The sequence below is a fragment of the Nonomuraea sp. NPDC005730 genome (assembly GCF_040630865.1).
GTDB lineage: Bacteria > Actinomycetota > Actinomycetes > Streptosporangiales > Streptosporangiaceae > Nonomuraea.
The window spans coordinates 12,482-27,878 of record NZ_JBEXYK010000092.1 but is presented as its reverse complement, the minus strand read 5'-3'; the positions used below and the strand labels follow the sequence as shown (position 1 = coordinate 27,878).

13 protein-coding genes and 1 pseudogene are annotated in these 15,397 nt (G+C 63.1%); 10 read left to right on the top strand and 4 right to left on the bottom strand.

Translation table 11 applies throughout. From position 1 onward, the window contains the following. Positions 1 to 254: 254 nt before the first annotated feature. The 3 genes from ABZ444_RS48515 to ABZ444_RS48505 are packed head-to-tail and all read right to left on the bottom strand — an operon-like array spanning position 255 to position 1,467. On the bottom strand, positions 255 to 683 hold the full coding sequence (locus ABZ444_RS48515; protein WP_358011425.1) for a hypothetical protein: 429 nt from the start codon (positions 681 to 683) through the stop codon (positions 255 to 257). Between the two features lie 13 nt (positions 684 to 696). Beyond that, positions 697 to 1,218, bottom strand: coding sequence for a hypothetical protein (locus ABZ444_RS48510; RefSeq protein WP_358011423.1), 522 nt, complete (start codon positions 1,216 to 1,218; stop codon positions 697 to 699). Positions 1,219 to 1,278: 60 nt separating this feature from the next. After that, the gene (locus ABZ444_RS48505; protein ID WP_358011420.1) at positions 1,279 to 1,467 is read right to left on the bottom strand and encodes a hypothetical protein; all 189 of its coding nucleotides are present in this window, start codon (positions 1,465 to 1,467) and stop codon (positions 1,279 to 1,281) included. Positions 1,468 to 1,772: 305 nt separating this feature from the next. Between ABZ444_RS48505 and ABZ444_RS48500 the strand changes: the two genes are divergently transcribed. The 7 genes and pseudogenes from ABZ444_RS48500 (at position 1,773) to ABZ444_RS48470 (ending at position 6,298) form a co-directional block, all read left to right on the top strand. Next, positions 1,773 to 2,852 (top strand): integrase core domain-containing protein, encoded by a 1,080-nt coding sequence (locus ABZ444_RS48500; RefSeq protein ID WP_358011418.1) that lies wholly within the window; start codon positions 1,773 to 1,775, stop codon positions 2,850 to 2,852. A gap of 163 nt (positions 2,853 to 3,015) precedes the next feature. Next, positions 3,016 to 3,633: pseudogene (locus ABZ444_RS48495) on the top strand (IS5 family transposase); the annotation flags it as partial. Further along, the gene (locus ABZ444_RS48490) at positions 3,582 to 3,848 is read left to right on the top strand and encodes a transposase (RefSeq protein WP_358011427.1); all 267 of its coding nucleotides are present in this window, start codon (positions 3,582 to 3,584) and stop codon (positions 3,846 to 3,848) included. The pseudogene ABZ444_RS48495 and the gene ABZ444_RS48490, both read left to right, overlap by 52 nt. Next, complete coding sequence (locus ABZ444_RS48485) at positions 3,845 to 4,288, top strand: hypothetical protein (RefSeq protein ID WP_358011415.1); 444 nt, start codon at positions 3,845 to 3,847, stop codon at positions 4,286 to 4,288. Before ABZ444_RS48490 ends, ABZ444_RS48485 begins: the two co-directional genes overlap by 4 nt. Positions 4,289 to 4,413: 125 nt before the next feature. Next, positions 4,414 to 4,647, top strand: coding sequence for a hypothetical protein (locus tag ABZ444_RS48480; RefSeq protein ID WP_358011412.1), 234 nt, complete (start codon positions 4,414 to 4,416; stop codon positions 4,645 to 4,647). A 222-nt stretch (positions 4,648 to 4,869) separates the two neighbouring features. Then, positions 4,870 to 5,223 carry a hypothetical protein gene (locus ABZ444_RS48475; RefSeq protein WP_358011410.1) on the top strand — a complete coding sequence of 118 codons (354 nt, stop codon included), beginning with the start codon at positions 4,870 to 4,872 and terminating at the stop codon, positions 5,221 to 5,223. Positions 5,224 to 5,407: 184 nt separating this feature from the next. Further along, complete coding sequence (locus ABZ444_RS48470; RefSeq protein WP_358011408.1) at positions 5,408 to 6,298, top strand: hypothetical protein; 891 nt, start codon at positions 5,408 to 5,410, stop codon at positions 6,296 to 6,298. 157 nt (positions 6,299 to 6,455) lie between these two features. On the opposite strand, the gene ABZ444_RS48465 is transcribed toward ABZ444_RS48470, so the two are convergent. Beyond that, positions 6,456 to 7,430, bottom strand: a complete 975-nt coding sequence (locus tag ABZ444_RS48465; RefSeq protein ID WP_358011406.1) for a pentapeptide repeat-containing protein — start codon at positions 7,428 to 7,430, stop codon at positions 6,456 to 6,458. Here ABZ444_RS48465 and ABZ444_RS48460 point away from each other — a divergent pair. The 3 genes from ABZ444_RS48460 (at position 7,417) to ABZ444_RS48450 (ending at position 14,676) form a co-directional block, all read left to right on the top strand. Further along, positions 7,417 to 7,692 (top strand): hypothetical protein, encoded by a 276-nt coding sequence (locus ABZ444_RS48460; protein ID WP_358011403.1) that lies wholly within the window; start codon positions 7,417 to 7,419, stop codon positions 7,690 to 7,692. The genes ABZ444_RS48465 and ABZ444_RS48460 overlap by 14 nt on opposite strands. A 16-nt stretch (positions 7,693 to 7,708) precedes the next feature. After that, positions 7,709 to 7,963, top strand: a complete 255-nt coding sequence (locus tag ABZ444_RS48455) for a hypothetical protein (RefSeq protein ID WP_358011400.1) — start codon at positions 7,709 to 7,711, stop codon at positions 7,961 to 7,963. Between the two features lie 1,658 nt (positions 7,964 to 9,621). Then, positions 9,622 to 14,676, top strand: a complete 5,055-nt coding sequence (locus tag ABZ444_RS48450) for a LamG-like jellyroll fold domain-containing protein (RefSeq protein ID WP_358011397.1) — start codon at positions 9,622 to 9,624, stop codon at positions 14,674 to 14,676. The last annotated feature ends 721 nt before the right edge of the window (positions 14,677 to 15,397 follow it).

The following is a 15,397-nucleotide window of genomic DNA, read 5'->3' as shown; positions in this document are numbered from 1 at the left end:
CGCCCGCGCGCAACCGAAGACCAGCTTCGCCGCCAGCTCACCCATCCGAAGCTGGACCAGTTACCCGGTCAACGTTGCGTGACGGGCCACTAGCTCATCGCTACTTTGGGGCTGGGGACAGCTTCGGGCGCGGAGGGCCGCGAAAGCCCAGAGTTCACGCGAACTGAAGGTGTTTCAGCGGGAACTCACGTGGGTTCGGCATCTCAAGGCCTGTTCGCCTCGTGGGTTCAGCGCACTGAACGTCGCGAAGAGTGTCAGCGGAGAGCGGCTTCGAGCGCGTCCGGCAGAGCAGTGTCGGTGATGACCAGTTCGTCGCCCAGGTTGAGGATGCGCACCTCGCCGTGATCGAGTTCGAGCCGGAGGCCGATCTCGGTCTCGATCCGGTGGTCGATGATGCGGTGGACGGCTCGGATCGACTGGCCGATGAATCGGCTCATCAGAAAGTTCTCTGCGGCGGGACCGACGATGACCTGGCCGTACTCGTCCATGTCATAGGAGTTATGTGGTTGATCGAACGCCAGCTCAAGCGAGGCGTCGGGCGCGGTGTGAAAGCGGACCGGGCCGAGATCGCTCAGGTGCAACCACATATGCACCAGCGAGGCTTGATCATCGCTGGGGTGGGTGTGCAAGGACACCGTCACCTGGAGCAGCCTTCGGCTGACGAGTTCATCAGCGGAGATCACGACGCCTATGGTGTCATGGTGGTTCGGGCGTTTCCGCAGCGGCCTGCAGGAGGTGGCGGGCGGCGTTGGCGTAGCGGATCGCGGTCTTGTCGTCGATGCCGAACACGGCAGCCAGATACAGGGGATCGGGGCCGCGGGTCAGAGCCTCTTCGAGTTGGCGGTCGATGCGAAGGCGCTCCAGGGTGGCGGTCAGGCCCCGGACGGCGTTGGTGACCCAGAGCTTGCCGACCGTGGAGTTCTCCATCGCGGTGTGCTGGGTGAGCAGCAGGTGGGGGTTGGCGGTGTTCGGCCAGCGGCTGCGCCGGTAGTCCAGCCAGGCGAGGAGCGCTTGATGGGTGAGCTCGTCGAGAGGGCGAGAATGGCCGCCGATGGTGATGCGATGGTTTCCTAGGTCGATGTCGTCGAGCTGGAGGTCGCGGATCATCTTGGGCCGGGCCGCGTGGACGGCGGCCAGGGCGAGGATGAGGTAGATCGCCGGGGTCGTCGCGGTGGCGACGGCGTGGTCGATGTCGCCGGAGGCGAGGGGGAGGATCACCTTTTCCGGCCGGCGAGCGATGCGGATGCGGACCTGCCGACCACGACAGGCCATCGTCTCTCACATCAGGTCGGAAATTTGGCAGACAGCCTCGGCTGCAACCTTCACAGACCACTCATATGCGGCTTGAACTGCATGGATGGAGCTTTCGGCAGCCGCAGAACCGATCATCTCGGCGGCCGACATGGGAGGGGGGTGGCTGTGCGTCACCATGCTGCGGTCACGGTCGACCGCCGTGGAGACCGTCATCGGCGAATGCCATTGCTCGAAGCGCCGCGACCTGGACAGGTCGACCGCTTCCTGCTCCTCCAGAGTGCGCCGGCAGAAGTCTGCGCCTGCCGATAATCACATCCGCCCAGGTCATAGCCATCTAGAGGCTTCGCGTCGCGGCACGAGCTCCAACCACCGGGAGAGGGCGAACGCAAATGGCATGATGATCGGCCGTGCTCCTTCGTCTGGCCTATCTCACCGTGAAGGGTGTCAATACTCCGTTCACAGCCGTGAGCTGCGGTTTTGTCTTGGCTTCCAGGTCGGAGCAGTAGCCCGGATTGGGCATGCTCGATCTCGTGGCGCTCCGTCTCTTCTATCTGATCTTCTGCCGCATTCTGGACTGGCTGACCCTGCTGGCTCGTAGCGACGCGACCAAGAATGTGGAGATCCTCGTACTGCGACACGAGGTCGCGGTGCTCCGCCGTCAGGTTGGCCGTCCGAGGCTGTCGTGGGCGGATCGAGCGGTGCTGTCCGTGCTGGTCCGAGGTCTGCCGGCGGTGCTGCGCGCCCACCGACTGGTGACGCCGGGGACGCTGCTGCGCTGGCACCGGCGTCTGGTCGCACGCCACTGGACCTACCCAAACCGAAAGACGGGACGACCTGCGACCGATTCGGCGGTCGTGGCGTTGATCGAGCAGTGGGCGCGGGAGAATCCGCGCTGGGGCTACGAGCGTATCCGTGGCGAACTACGGCATCTGGGCCACCGAGTCAGCGGTGCGACGATCCGCCGCATCCTGAAACGAGCGCGCTTGGGTCCGGCGCCGCGACGTGCCAATGACCGCTGGCGTGATTTCCTCCGCGCCCACGCGACGAGCACGCTGGCCTGTGATTTCTTCACGGTGGACATGGTCACGCTGCGCCGGTTGTATATCTTCTTTGTGGTGGAGGTCGGCACCCGGTTCGTGCACGTGCTCGGCGTGACCGCCCATCCCGATGGCGCCTGGGTTGCCCAGCAAGCCCGGAACCTCCTCGCCGGCCTAAAGGACCATGCCGGCGCGTTCCGGTTCCCGGTACGGGATCGGGACACGAAGTTCACCAGCGGCTTCGATGCGGTGTTCACAGGCGACGACATTCAGGTGCTGAAGATCCCGCCGCGAGCGCCTCGCGCGAACGCGTTCGCCGAGCGATGGGTCCGCACGGTACGCACCGAATGCACCGACCGACTGCTGATCTTCGGTGAGCGGCACCTTCGCGCCGTGCTGGACGAATGCGCCGATCACTACAATCACCACCGGCCGCACCGTTCCCTCGGCCTCCGAGCTCGCACCGATGACGACTCCGATGTGATCCCGCTGCCGACGGGCCAGATCAAGCGCCGCCAAGTCCTCGGCGGGCTGATCAACGAATACCAGCGAGCCAGCTGAGCGACGAAGCGCTGTCACGAAAGAGGCAGGTCAGCGCCTTGGGCTCAGTTTTGACACCCTTCAGAGTGCAGTTTGCGAGCCTATGCCCGTGATGCCGCAGTGTGATCGTAGGGATTTGTAGTGTTACCCCCGGTTGGCGGTCCGGTCGTGCTGTGATGGTTGAGTGACTGAGCGCAAGCCGTACCCGAGCGACTTATCCGACACGCAGTGGGCGTTGATCGAGCCGGTGCTCACGGCGTGGAAGGCCGCGCACCCATCCGTCAGCGGTCACGAGGGTGGCTACGAGTTACGCGAGATCGTCAACGCCATCCGCTACCAGGGGCGGACCGGCGTGCAATGGGACTATCTCCCGCATGACCTGCCGCCCAAGAGCGCGACGTACTACTACTTCTCCAAGTGGCGCGACGACGGCACTGACAAGACCATCCACGACCTGCTGCGCTGGCACCTGCGCGAGAAGAAGAAACGATTAGCCGACCCGAGCTTGGTCGTGCTGGACACCCAGAGCGTCCACGTCGCGGCCGGGGTCCCCGCCTCCACCACCGGAAAAGACGCCGCCAAGCGCGTGCCGGGCAGGAAACGCGGCCTGGCGGTGGACGTGCTGGGCCTGGTCATCGCCGTGGTCATGCTGGCAGCCTCAGCCCCCGAGAACACCGCCGGGATCGCGCTGCTCGACCGAGTCGCCGCCGGCACCGAGGGCACGGTGACCAAGGCGCTGGTCGACCAGGGATTCAAACAGGCCGTCGTCACGCATGGCGCCGGCCGGGGCATCGATGTGGAGATCGTCGAGCGCAACCCACCGGCAAGGGGTTCGTCCCCCAGCCCAGGAGATGGGTCGTCGAGCAGACCTACGGCATTTTGATGTTCCACCGCCGTCTGGTCCGCGACTACGAGCACCTGCCGGCCAGCTCCGAATCACGGGTGTATTGGGCGATGACGGATGTGATGTCCCGCCGTCTGACCCGCGGCACGGCGCCACCGTGGCGGTGGACATGACCGGGCCCGACGGGCACCCGGCCGACCCCGGCAGCTGGCTGCTGGATCGGATCGACGCCCGCGAGCACTGGCTGACCTGCCAGATCGAGCAGACCCAGGCGGAGATCGACACTCTCAGCGCGCGCCTGGGCGAACTCAGCGAGCAGGTCGAGCACCTGCGGATCACCCGCAAGACCCTCATCTCCCTGGCCGAGCAGGACCCCGCCCCGGCCGAACTGCTCGCGCCGCCAGCGGTCCCCGCTCACCCTGCCTACCAGCAGATCCTCACCGTCTTCGGCGAAGCCGGCGGCTCCCTGCGCGCCCGTGACGTGGCCATGGCCCTGGACCTGCCCCTGACGCGCAACGACATCCAAAACCTGCGCGCCAAGCTCAAACGCCTGGCCGGCCGCGGCATCCTCGTCGAGACCGAACCGGGATTGTTCACCCAACCGCGCCCATAGCCCGAATGACGAGCCTCTGACCGGGCGACCTAAGCCAACTCCGGCGACGAAAGGGGCATAAGCTCGCGAAACGCACTCTCAGGGGTCGTGGACGCTGCATTCGCTCAGGGAAATGGGATGACATCGTGATCGTGACAAAAGAAGGCGAACGGCTCATCGAGCTCTCTGTCGTCAGCGTTCCGGGAACTGAGGATTGGGTCGCCGAGATCTGGGATCTAGCGCCGAACGGTGGAGAGCTCATGCACATCCACAAGTCGGTGACCGGAGAGATCCGCGTGACGGTTCTCGAGGAAGGGCTGGATCCCGCATTCGTTTCGCGGTGGTCACGACGCGCGGAGGAAGAGCTGCGCGACTACTGACACATACACACCGCCGGGCCTCCTGCCCAGGAGGCCCGGCATGGCGGCATCGGAGCCCTGTGCGATGCCACAACTCGCCCATGGCATCTGATCCGGCCTTCTACCCTCAGCAGACGCGCTCCTACGCCCGCTGTACCTGCTCCTGGTCCGGTTGCTCGGCTGGCTGCCGCTACTCCCGCCGGGCGACACCGGTTGGGTACCAAATATGGTCGACCAGTAGCTATGCGGCTCAAGCACAGAGCGCTTCGAGGCATCCTGTTGGTGGTGTGGTGGTCCTCGCTCTACATGATCCTCGGCCCCGTCCTGCCTCTACTGGTCCTGCTCAGCCGTGACGACCGCAGCAATGACGTTGAGATCGTGGTGCTTCGGCATCAGGTCGCCGTGCTGCGCCGTCAGGTGAACCGGCCCGATCTCCGCCCGCAAGACCGGGTGGTACTCGCTGCGCTGTCGCGGATGCTCCTCAGAGCTTCGTGGCCGGCGTTCAGACCCGGCACGAGCACTCCGAACTCTGCTGTCCGCGGAAGCCGCATCCACAGTTGCGCTACCACGAGCGAGGACGGCAAGTCGGACGATTGAGCAGGCCAGCCGTTCCGCATCGCGTAAGGCGATACCTCTGTCCAGCCACAACACAGCAAGCCCTGCGCCGCGCACTGGCATCAATGTTCGCCCTGGCCACCCGTCCCTGCCGGCTTCTCCAAAGCTCGCCCTCGTACGCCGTCCCGCCGAGGGACACCCGACCAGACCACCTCTCATCGCCGCCGTGCTTGCGCGCCGCTTCTTGCCGAACGACGGCGTCGGGCCAGCACCCCGGCGTGATGAGACAGAGATCAACGACTGCGATGATCGACGCATGAAGCGCATGAGCGTCGCGCTGGTCGTGGCCGGCCTGCTGAGCGTGACGATTCCGGGCAGCGCCGTGCACGCGGCTTCCGCATCGGAGTCTCTCGACTCCGTCGTGAAGGCGATCAAAAAGCAGTTCGCGAAGAAGAGCACCGTGCACTTCTCCGTCAGGCGACGCGGCAGCCTTCCACCCTCGGAGGATCTCAAGATCTCCGGCGCGTACCGCTTCAACGCTTCGGGCATGTATGCCGCCGACCTCACCGAGATCTCCCGCGAGAGGGCAGCGACGGGACGGTCCCGGGAGATCACCATAGGCCGAGAGTTCTACTCGCAGGGCTACGTGCGTTCCGACGACGGCAAGTACACCTGGAAGTCGCCACAGAAGCTGGGAGAGTGGACCTACGGGCGGAACTTCTCGGGGGTCGTCTGGGGCAAGGATCTGGTCAACGGGATCAACCCGGGCTTCCTCGAACTGGTCGCCTCCTACGGGGCGACCAGCGCCGATGGCGGAATCTACCAGGGAGTGAGGACGACCCTCCACACCGGCACCGTGACGGTTACCAAGTTGTCGGAGAGGCAGGCCGGCATCTCCTTCGACACCGAGGAGGAGGGGGTGCACGGCGGGCAGATCGCCTGGAAACTCTGGACGGGCCCGGACAACCTGCCGAGACGCTTCCAGGCCGTCATGAAGTTCACCTGGCCGGAGGGCGACGAGGCCGGAACGATGACGATGAACATCGTCTATCGAGGATGGGGAACCCCCGTCAAGATCACCGCCCCGCCCGAGCGTCTCATCTCCGATGATTGGTGATGAGCGACCTGCAGAACAACACGGCACTTTGGACTCTCACAGCAAGCTGTCCGTGTACAGCAGCCGATGAACGATGAGCAAGGCGACAACCATGACGCCCAGAGCACACAGATAGCCATACGGCCAGTGCAATTCGGCAGCTTAATAATTCATGCGACTACTCCGGCCCCTCGTCGGGTTCAGGTGCCGGCAGCCGGGTGCCCGCGTTGGCGACAATGTCGTCGAGTTTGGCCCCTGCAAGACGGGTGTCACTGAGGTCGACGTCACGCAGATCAGCCTTGCTCAGGTCAGCCCCGCGCAAGTCCGCTCCGCGTAGGACAGCTTCACGCATGCGAGCCCCCTGCAGGTGTGCCCCCGCGAGCCGAGCCTCAGCCAAATTCGCTCTTTCGAGATTCGCTTGCCGGAGATCGGCGTCTGTCAGATCGGCGCCGCGAAGTGAGATTCGCCTGAGCCATGCAAGATTCAAAGTCGCATGACGCAAACTGGTATGGTCCAGGTTTCCGCTCAGTTGGATGCGCCGCAGATCTACTCGGGACAGGTATCTGTCGCCGCCGTCAGCATGGTCAGGCAGACGGGCGAGAATGTGCATGGCAATCTGCACGTCTGGAGCACGGCTCGACAGCCATGGAAGGTCATCATCGATTTCGTCTGGATGGAGCGGCCCGTTCGGCGCGCCCACAAGCCAGGCAGCGTGTCCTCGGACATAGGCCGCCAGGATCGTAGCCACTGTGGGGCGGTCGACATAGGAGTTCTTGGCGATGCGCTCCAGCGCATGCAACCCGCCCAAACGAACGTCCACGGTGTCACTGCCGAGGTGTTCGATCGCGCGACTGAAACGATCGGTGAGATGCCCTTCCCTCGCCACCCGCACCTGCTGCCACGCGGCGATGACACCGGCCATCACAAACAGGGCGCCGAAAGCCTGAAGCAGTTGCCCACGCAGAGTGCTCTGGAGCCCAGCCTGCGCTTGTTGCAGCTGGATTCGCGCTTCGACACTGGGAACGGCGTGCAGTTCGCCGGACGGCAACGGCGGGTAGATCAGATGAGGCAGGTACAGTACGGCGGCGAGCAGAAGCAACGCTACGCCCACAAGGATGCCGGCAAGGGCCCACAGCGGAATGCGTCTCGACAAGCTGACTCTCCTGGCTCAGCCAGTGCAATGGAAGACGAAGCTCAGCGTGTCAGGGAACAACCGCAATGGCCATACCAAGCGCGGCAGCGGCAGTGACTGTGATCGCTCGCATGCGGATCCTGGCGCAAAACAGAACTCGTCCATCGCGTCCGACCCGGTCGCCGAAGATCTGATCAGCAGTCGCCCCAATCCGACGATGGGCATCACCGAGTGGGTAGCGACAGGAGGTACTTCGATCTCGAACATCAGGGTGGTGCGATGAGTGAACCCGAAGTCACGTGCGGCTTTCGGAGGCGATCGAGCTCTTCAGCGATTTGAACGAGTTCGTGGTGTCGCTCGACCGGATCCGCTCGAGGATCGCCTTCGCCGATGCAAGCCCGCGAATCTTGGTGGACTACATGGTCGACCGTGAGCTGTTCCAGCGCCTGGCCAGGGCACGCGAACTCGTCGGCGACGCTGTGGAAGCGGTGATCGGAGACGAGAGACTGGAAGAGATCGCCGAGGAGGGTTACGTGTATCCAGGTAATTCTTGATCCTGCGGATGTGGACACACCTCCCCCTGGTCCGGGCATCAGGGTCAGGGAAGGGCATACATCAATGACAGCTCAGTGCCCGACGAATGAGGCAGAACTCGGCGAGCTTGGCTTCCATTGCGCCCTCCGAGCGGCCGAGACCGAGCGTGGATCGATACGGCGATCGGCGCGGTATGGACGTTGTTCTCGTGGTCCTGGCCGACGTCGCCGTCAACGCTGAACGCACTGCCGACAGCCTCCGGGCCGAGTTCGCGGGACTCCGCCTCCAGGTAGCCGCCCTCGAAGCACAGGCCGCGCGCACCGAGCGCGCCGGCCGGGTGCCCGCTGGCGGCGCTCGTGTCGAGCGTCCGCGGGCAGGATCTTCATCCTGGCGGACAGGTTCCTGCCCTGCGGAACCCTTGTTGCGGTCTTCCCGTGTCTTCGTCGTGTATGGAATTCCTCCCATCAATTGCGTCTCATTTTTGTGGCGCTTGTGACCGTAGATCGAGAAAACTTGCGATGCAACCTCTTTGCGGGATACACGGAAGCCGGTATAGATTCGGTCCTGATACCAGTTCGGCTGACCCTGCCCACTATGAGGCAAGGGCTGCAAATATGGCTGAAATATAGATCGCTGCAGTAGAACGACCTTTGGCGCTTCCCGCATTCGTCATGAATGCGAGACGGGCGGACGGGTCAGGTGTCGGCTGCTCTCCAGGCTGACCGCCGCGCCAAAGTTATTCCCCCTGGCGACTTGCTCCGTCAAAGATCTTGGCTGCAGGTCACGATGCGAGAGATGTTCGCAAGTCGGTTTGGCGAGAGGAGCGGTATGTCACCTGTCGTGTGAGCTGGCCGGTGCGCGCTCATACGCTTCCCTGCCTAAAGTCCATAACGCGCGTGGATGATGACGACGTATGCGACGCCGGTGGGCCGGCGGCTTGACGGCGCGGCCTGCCCGCGCCCCCTCGGTGGCCCGCGTCGAGGTTGGCCGGACCATGTTCGACTGACTGAAGGCCACCGTGCGACCCGAGGGCGCGCCGCCCGATGACCCGTGACGGCCGCCCGGCTGGACGCCGCTCCCCGGGCGGGGTGTTGCTCGGCGTGCCGGTCGTGCTGAACGAGGCCCTGGAGCCCTGCGCGTGGCGGGCGATCGACCGTGAGGGAGACGTCCTGAAGGAGGGGCGCCATAGTGAACCTCGACCAGGTCTACGACGTCCAGCCGAACGTGGGCAGGCTGGCCGGTGGCCCGCACGACGGTACGCGGATCACCTTCAGCCAAGGGCGGCCGTCGCTCTGGCGAATGCCTCCGGTGACGCCCCGTCGACCGTGGTTGCCCGTCCAAAGCGATCTCGCCTGCAAATCGGTTGTTCGCACGGAAGATCAATGTCGCCACTACGTGACCTTGGGCGATGGTGAGCGTGTGGGGAGGTCTATAAGAGAATCTGAATTACCACTTTTTGCTTGCCTCATCAATCGGTCCTGACGGCTGTGGCGTTACAGCTTTTTTGCTGAGATGCCATCGTGACTCGTTCTGTGTTGTGTCGCGATCTTGAGGCAGGTAGACATTATTTGCCTTATGCACCCACACGAGATTGGAAGCGTCAGTGAATCAGTTAGTCAGCACGGCGGGGCGGGAGAGCCCGCATCGCCGTTACGTTGCGTTAGCGACGGTGCTCACGGTGGCAGCATCGCTGCTGGCAACAGGTACAACAGCGCCGGCTCAGGCTGATACTGCACCAACAGAGTCGTCCACTCCTACGATCACGACCTTCCCCCGACCCGACGACCCTGATGCAGCCCTGCGTGCCGCGATCGAAGGGGCGCGGAAGCAGAACAAGCCAGTGGCTGTGGAGGCGGCATTCACCGAGCAATCCCGGACGTGGGCCTACCCCGACGGTCATCTCACCACAGAGGCGTATCCGGGAGCGGTCCAGCTCAAGCAGCCTGACGGGTCATGGGCCCGCGTCGACCCGACGCTGGTCGAGGTCGACGGCGTGGTCAAGCCCAAGCTGACCAAGGCTGACGTCACCTTCTCCGGAGGAGGCGACCAGCCGTTCGCGACCCTGGAGCATAAGGACAAGCAGAGCCTGGCCCTGTCATGGCCCACTGCTCTGCCTAAGCCTCAGCTCAATGGGGCCCAGGCTACCTACGTCGGGGCCGCCGGACCGACAGCCGACCTCGTTGTCACCGCCACGCTGTCAGGCTTCCGGCAGGACGTGATCCTGCGCGAGCGACCGACGGGACCGGTGGAGTTCCGCATCCCGGTCACCACCGACGGCATGAAGCTCGGCACGACCAAGACCGGTGGGCTGAAGCTCACCGACGACAAGGGCAAGACGATAGCCAGCGGCGGCGCGCCGTTCATGATGGAGACCGCCACGGCCGACCCAGCCGGCGCGGACGAGGCCACCGGCACCATCGACACGAAGGTCACCACCGAGACCGACGGCCGCCAAGTTCTCGTTCTCAAGCCCGATCCGGCCTTCCTGTCCGACCCCAAGACCACTTATCCGGTGACGGTCGATCCCACTGTCGGGCTCACTCTCAGCCAGGACGCCGTCTACGACGACGGAGGATGGGCCACCGGAACCTTTCACTTGAACGCGGTGGGCACCCAGGCCAAGAAGAAGGAAATCCGCGAGTGTACCGGCGTCACCTGCACCACCCGCTACGTGTACTACTCCCTCCACAACCGCAGCATCATCGAGTTCGGTGGGTTTTCCTTCCCCGGCAAGGCCATCGTCTCGGCGCAGATGCAGCTCTACGGGCAGTACGTCGGTCGGTGCGACAACTGGCCACTGACCGCCTCCCCGGCCACCTCCGCCTGGTCCTCCTACTCGGTCAGCTGGAATAACCGGCCCTCGACCACCTCCGTGGGAGCCTCCACCCTCTATCCCTCCTGCAGTGCCACCTCCTCCTGGCACACCTGGGACATGACCTCGGCAGCTCAATCCTGGGCCGGTGGCACACCGAACAACGGTGTCGAACTGGTCACCACGGAGCTGAACTGGGAATACCCGATCGACGACCCGCGCTTCCCGGACAACCAGTTCTGGCGCTTCGACTCCGCAGACGCCGCCACGACCACGGTGCCGAAGATGAGCGTTTCTTACCTCCTGCCGCCCGACATCCCAACCTTCACCGCCGAGTCCATCGACTCCCTCGTCGGCAACGACGCCATCTCCCGCTCTGGTACGGTCAAGACCGGTTACACCTCGCGCTCGCCTGACGGCCGCAAGCTCGACTACACCATCACCGTCACCGACGCCACCACCCAGGTCCAGGCCCCAGGAACGCCGGCCGTCGCACCACCATCCAGCGCCCAAAGCGCGGTCGCGGTCACACCCCAGGGGCTGGTCGCCGGATACGGCTTCGACGAGGGAACCGGCACCACCATCGGCGACGTCTCCGGCTCCAACAACAACGGTACCGGCCAGAACATCGGTTGGGCGGACGGCAAGTTCGGTAAGGCACTGTCCTTTAACGGCACGTCCAGCAAGGTCACCGTCCCCCACAGCGCCAGCCTCGTCCTGCCCAGCGGCATGACCATGTCGGCCTGGATAAAGCCGACAGTCCTCACCAGTTACCGCTCGGTCGCCTTCAAGGACCACACCAGCGGAGTCGGCTACGGTCTGTACGCTTCCAATGGCACCGTTCCCAGCGCCTGGATGCGGTCAGGGGACACTCATCTATACGTTGACGGCCGTGCACCGCTGACCACGGGATCATGGACGCATCTGGCTGTCACCCACGACGGCACCACAGCCCGGCTGTACGTCAACGGCACCGAAGTCGCCCAGGCCTCGATTGGCGCCCTGCAAGACTCCGGCGGCGCGCTACAGATCGGTGCCAACACCGTTTGGAGCGAGTATTTCAGCGGGCTCATCGACGAACTGCGCATCTACAACCGCGCTCAAACCGCCGCCGAGATCCAGGCCGACATGGCTACTGCGGTCGCCGTGCCCATCCCCGGCAATCCGCCTACCGCCCCCGGCAATCTGACCGCCACCGCAGGCGAAGGCAGCATAGCACTGGCCTGGGCTGCGGCCACCGACGACTATGGCATCGGCGGCTACGAAGTCCACCGCTCCAAGACCGCAGACTTCACCCCGTCTGCGACCACCCGCCTGACCACCACCACCAAACGCACCTACACCAACGGCGACCTGCCCGGCACCGGCACCTACTACTACAAGGTCATAGCCTTGGACAACACCGGCCAAGCCGGACCACCGTCCAACCAGGCATCCGCCTACCTTAAGACGCTCACCTTCCGCGTCGCCAACGTCGACTCCGGTGTCCCGGTCAACAAGTCATATGAACTCGGCAGCCCGGAAACCTTCCGCATCAAGGTCAAGGCATGCATTAGCGGGTACCCGACCACCTGCAATGAATCGCCCTACTATCGGATTACGACTGATGCGCCGGCCCTACCCTCTGACATCGAGACTGGGATGGCCGATCCTGCACAGCCGATCCTCTCCGGGATGGTGAACCGCCCCTCAGGCGGTCCACTGACCGCGAAGTACTACCTGTATGACAACAGTGGTGTGCCAGTAGGTGCGGCGCCTCTCGGCATTCGCCGTGTCAATGGTGGCGAGAGAGGCTCATTCCAAATCCCTGCCGGCACGGTTCAACCAGGCACCACATACAAATGGCAGATGGTCGCGTGCGCTCAAGGGCAAAGCGTGGCCGATGAAGTCTGCACTTCGAAGACCACTCAGGCATCCTTCACCACTCCCGGTACACCGCCGTTACCGCCAGTAGGTGATGTCCGGCATCTGACCCTGGGCAAGGACAACGTGGTTATCAAGACCGCGAAGACCGACCCGACCGCCTGCGGTGGGTCGCCATGCACAGTGACTGATGACTCGGTGATACGGATCGGCGGCAGCGGCGCTGATAAGACCGCCGCAATGATCGGATTCAGATTAGATGAACTTCCCGATAACGCCGTACCGGTCGAAGCGCTGCTTGATCTCGGCACCCCCACGTGTGTCGGCGGACCGTGTCCTCAGGACACACCTATCACGATCACGCGTCTGGACTCGCCGGTCACCAGTGAGACCACGATCAGCACGATCGTGGAAACCACAAACAACGCCTCAAAGTACTCCATGAGTATCGCTCAGCCCAAGGCCGATATCATCGGCGACCAGTACTCATGGCTGCTGGTAAAGACGGACAATTCGACAACGGTTACTTTTGCGGAGGCGACCGCTCCGACGTTGCCTAGCCTGAAGATCGGTTACACGCCCGCGGGGCCACCGAGCAAGGTTCAAGACCTCTCGGGTCAGCCTGGTGACGGAGGAGTCATCGTCTCTTGGGCCATTCCTTCTAGCACCGGTTCTCTAGCGCTGCTAGAAGGCTACGAGGTTGAGGCGGTCTCATCGACGGGCGGCAGCGTGCGCTCCCTCCAGACCGCGATGCCCTCGGCCACTATCACTGGCTTGACGAATGGCGAACTCTACACCATCAGAGTCGCTGGCAAGACGCGTTTCGGCAGAGGAGAGTGGGAAAGCATCACGCTGACTCCGCGCGCTCTGTCACCTTCCCCTGCAAAATGTAAATCGGGGATAAGCGTAGGGTCTCTGAAGGCTACGGTGCAGGAGTACTATCTTCGACAGAGTGGCGTTGTGGAAGGCGCCTACCCTGATGTCTGGTCAAGCAGCATAAGCGCTGGGATCACACCGAAACTGTCGGGCGACTTGGATCCGAGCGGTCCGGTTACCGCGAAGCTCTCGCTCACCAATTCGATCTTACTCGAAGAGAGGCAAGGTCTGGAGAAGAGCAACGTTGACCGGACGGACACGTCCGTTGCACTAAGTAATACCCTTGGATACCTGTCGCCGGACGGAACTCCTGCACTTCGGGCTACCGTCAGTCGAACTTGGGTCGATGTCAAGACGGATAAAGACGGTAATCAGCATTCAAAGCCGAGTGCCCTGGCAGATACGTTCGATTATTCCTTCACGGACTGCGGTGCCATGCGTCTCATATCCGTGGACGTCGATGTAGACGTTAGCGACATGGACATGGTCATCGAAGGGCCGGGTCCGAACGGGTGCGGGAACGCAATGGCCGTCGCGCAAGGCATGGCCGCCTCACAGTCGGGGTCCGATCACTGGTGCGGCAAGGGCAAGAACGGCGAGACCGTCTATGGGTACCTTCTCAACTGTGACTTCGGCCAGGACATCTGCCGCTTCGACAGCTATGGCAAGCAGAACATCATGTCTGGCTTGAGTTTCGAAGCGGGAGGAGTCCTGCGCTATTCGGGGGTCCACAATTACACGCTGGGCGGCCCGACAAGCATGCGGATCGAGGAACTTCAGGGCTGGAGCATGGTCAAGATGACACCAGCCTTCAAGGCTGCGAACCAGAACCTGGTAAAGAACATAAAGGTGAAGCTCGCCACCACCGCAAAGTTTTCTTTGACGGTGGGAAGCATCAGCATCGACACGGGAGTGGGAGGCATAGGTTTCAGCAAGACGAGCGATTCAGCTACCTACTCGGCGGATGGCGAAGCGGGGAACCTGTGGGTGCAGATTCCAGTTCCCGGCAAGGTCAGGCCGTTCACGGTAGACTGTGAGGGCATATTGAATCTTTGCTGGTTCGACGAAATCCGACACGCCATGAACGTGTCGGTGCAATTCCCAATGAAGGGTGGACCAACGGTAACCGACCCGATGGGGCTGCAGAGCTGCTGGAATAGAGCATCAACGAAGTACTTCTAGTAGGCGAGAGCTGCCGGTGGGCCTGTGGTTCACCGGCAGCTCTGCGATCGAGGGAGAAGCATAAGATGGTGGGACTCGATCATCGCAGGGCTCGGCTTGTTCGGGCTCTCATGTTATTACAATCCGTTATCGCGCTCGTTGGTATCACGGGTAAGATCATTGTTATCGTCACTGGGCATGGCGTTGATTGGGAAATGCCTGTACTGCCCCCTCTGTCAATCTTCGTTGTCGCGAGCGCCCTTCTTCCGGCTGTGTTGAGCTTCGCGGTTGCGCGACGCGTCCGCGGAGGAAAGAGGGTGGCCATCGGAGTGGAAGTTGCCGTGTCGGCATATTCCCTCCTTGCAGGCTTGTATAAGTTTAATATTTCATTGGCGATGAATCTTGTAATAGCGGCACTAGTCATTATACTGTTAGTCAGTTGGCGAGATCGCAAACTTGAACTGAAGCCATAAAGGCGCAGTCGGATGCGTCAATCGCGACTCGTTCTTCTCGATTGAGTTAGGCGTTAGCGCAGTAATTGGGCAAGTGCTCTTCAGTGCGCCTAATCTCGCCGCACGCGAAGAAGCCCCCGCACGATCCGCGAGGACCGGACGGGGGCTTGTCGTTGCAGGATGGCCCGTCAAGCCCGGTCGCTAACCTCAGGCAGCCGCTGATCAGGACATGCCTCCCCGAGCTCGCTCAGCGCTTGCCGCTCGGCGGGATCGACGGACAGAGACCCCTG

Excerpts from the sequence above, each read along its gene's own strand:
- ABZ444_RS48505 (WP_358011420.1), bottom strand. The coding sequence starts at position 1,467 with ATGACGGTCTCCACGGCGGTCGACCGTGACCGCAGCATGGTGACGCAC.
- ABZ444_RS48500 (WP_358011418.1), top strand. The coding sequence starts at position 1,773 with ATGCTCGATCTCGTGGCGCTCCGTCTCTTCTATCTGATCTTCTGCCGC.
- ABZ444_RS48485 (WP_358011415.1), top strand. The coding sequence starts at position 3,845 with ATGACCGGGCCCGACGGGCACCCGGCCGACCCCGGCAGCTGGCTGCTG.
- ABZ444_RS48475 (WP_358011410.1), top strand. The coding sequence starts at position 4,870 with ATGCGGCTCAAGCACAGAGCGCTTCGAGGCATCCTGTTGGTGGTGTGG.
- ABZ444_RS48460 (WP_358011403.1), top strand. The coding sequence starts at position 7,417 with ATGCGTCTCGACAAGCTGACTCTCCTGGCTCAGCCAGTGCAATGGAAG.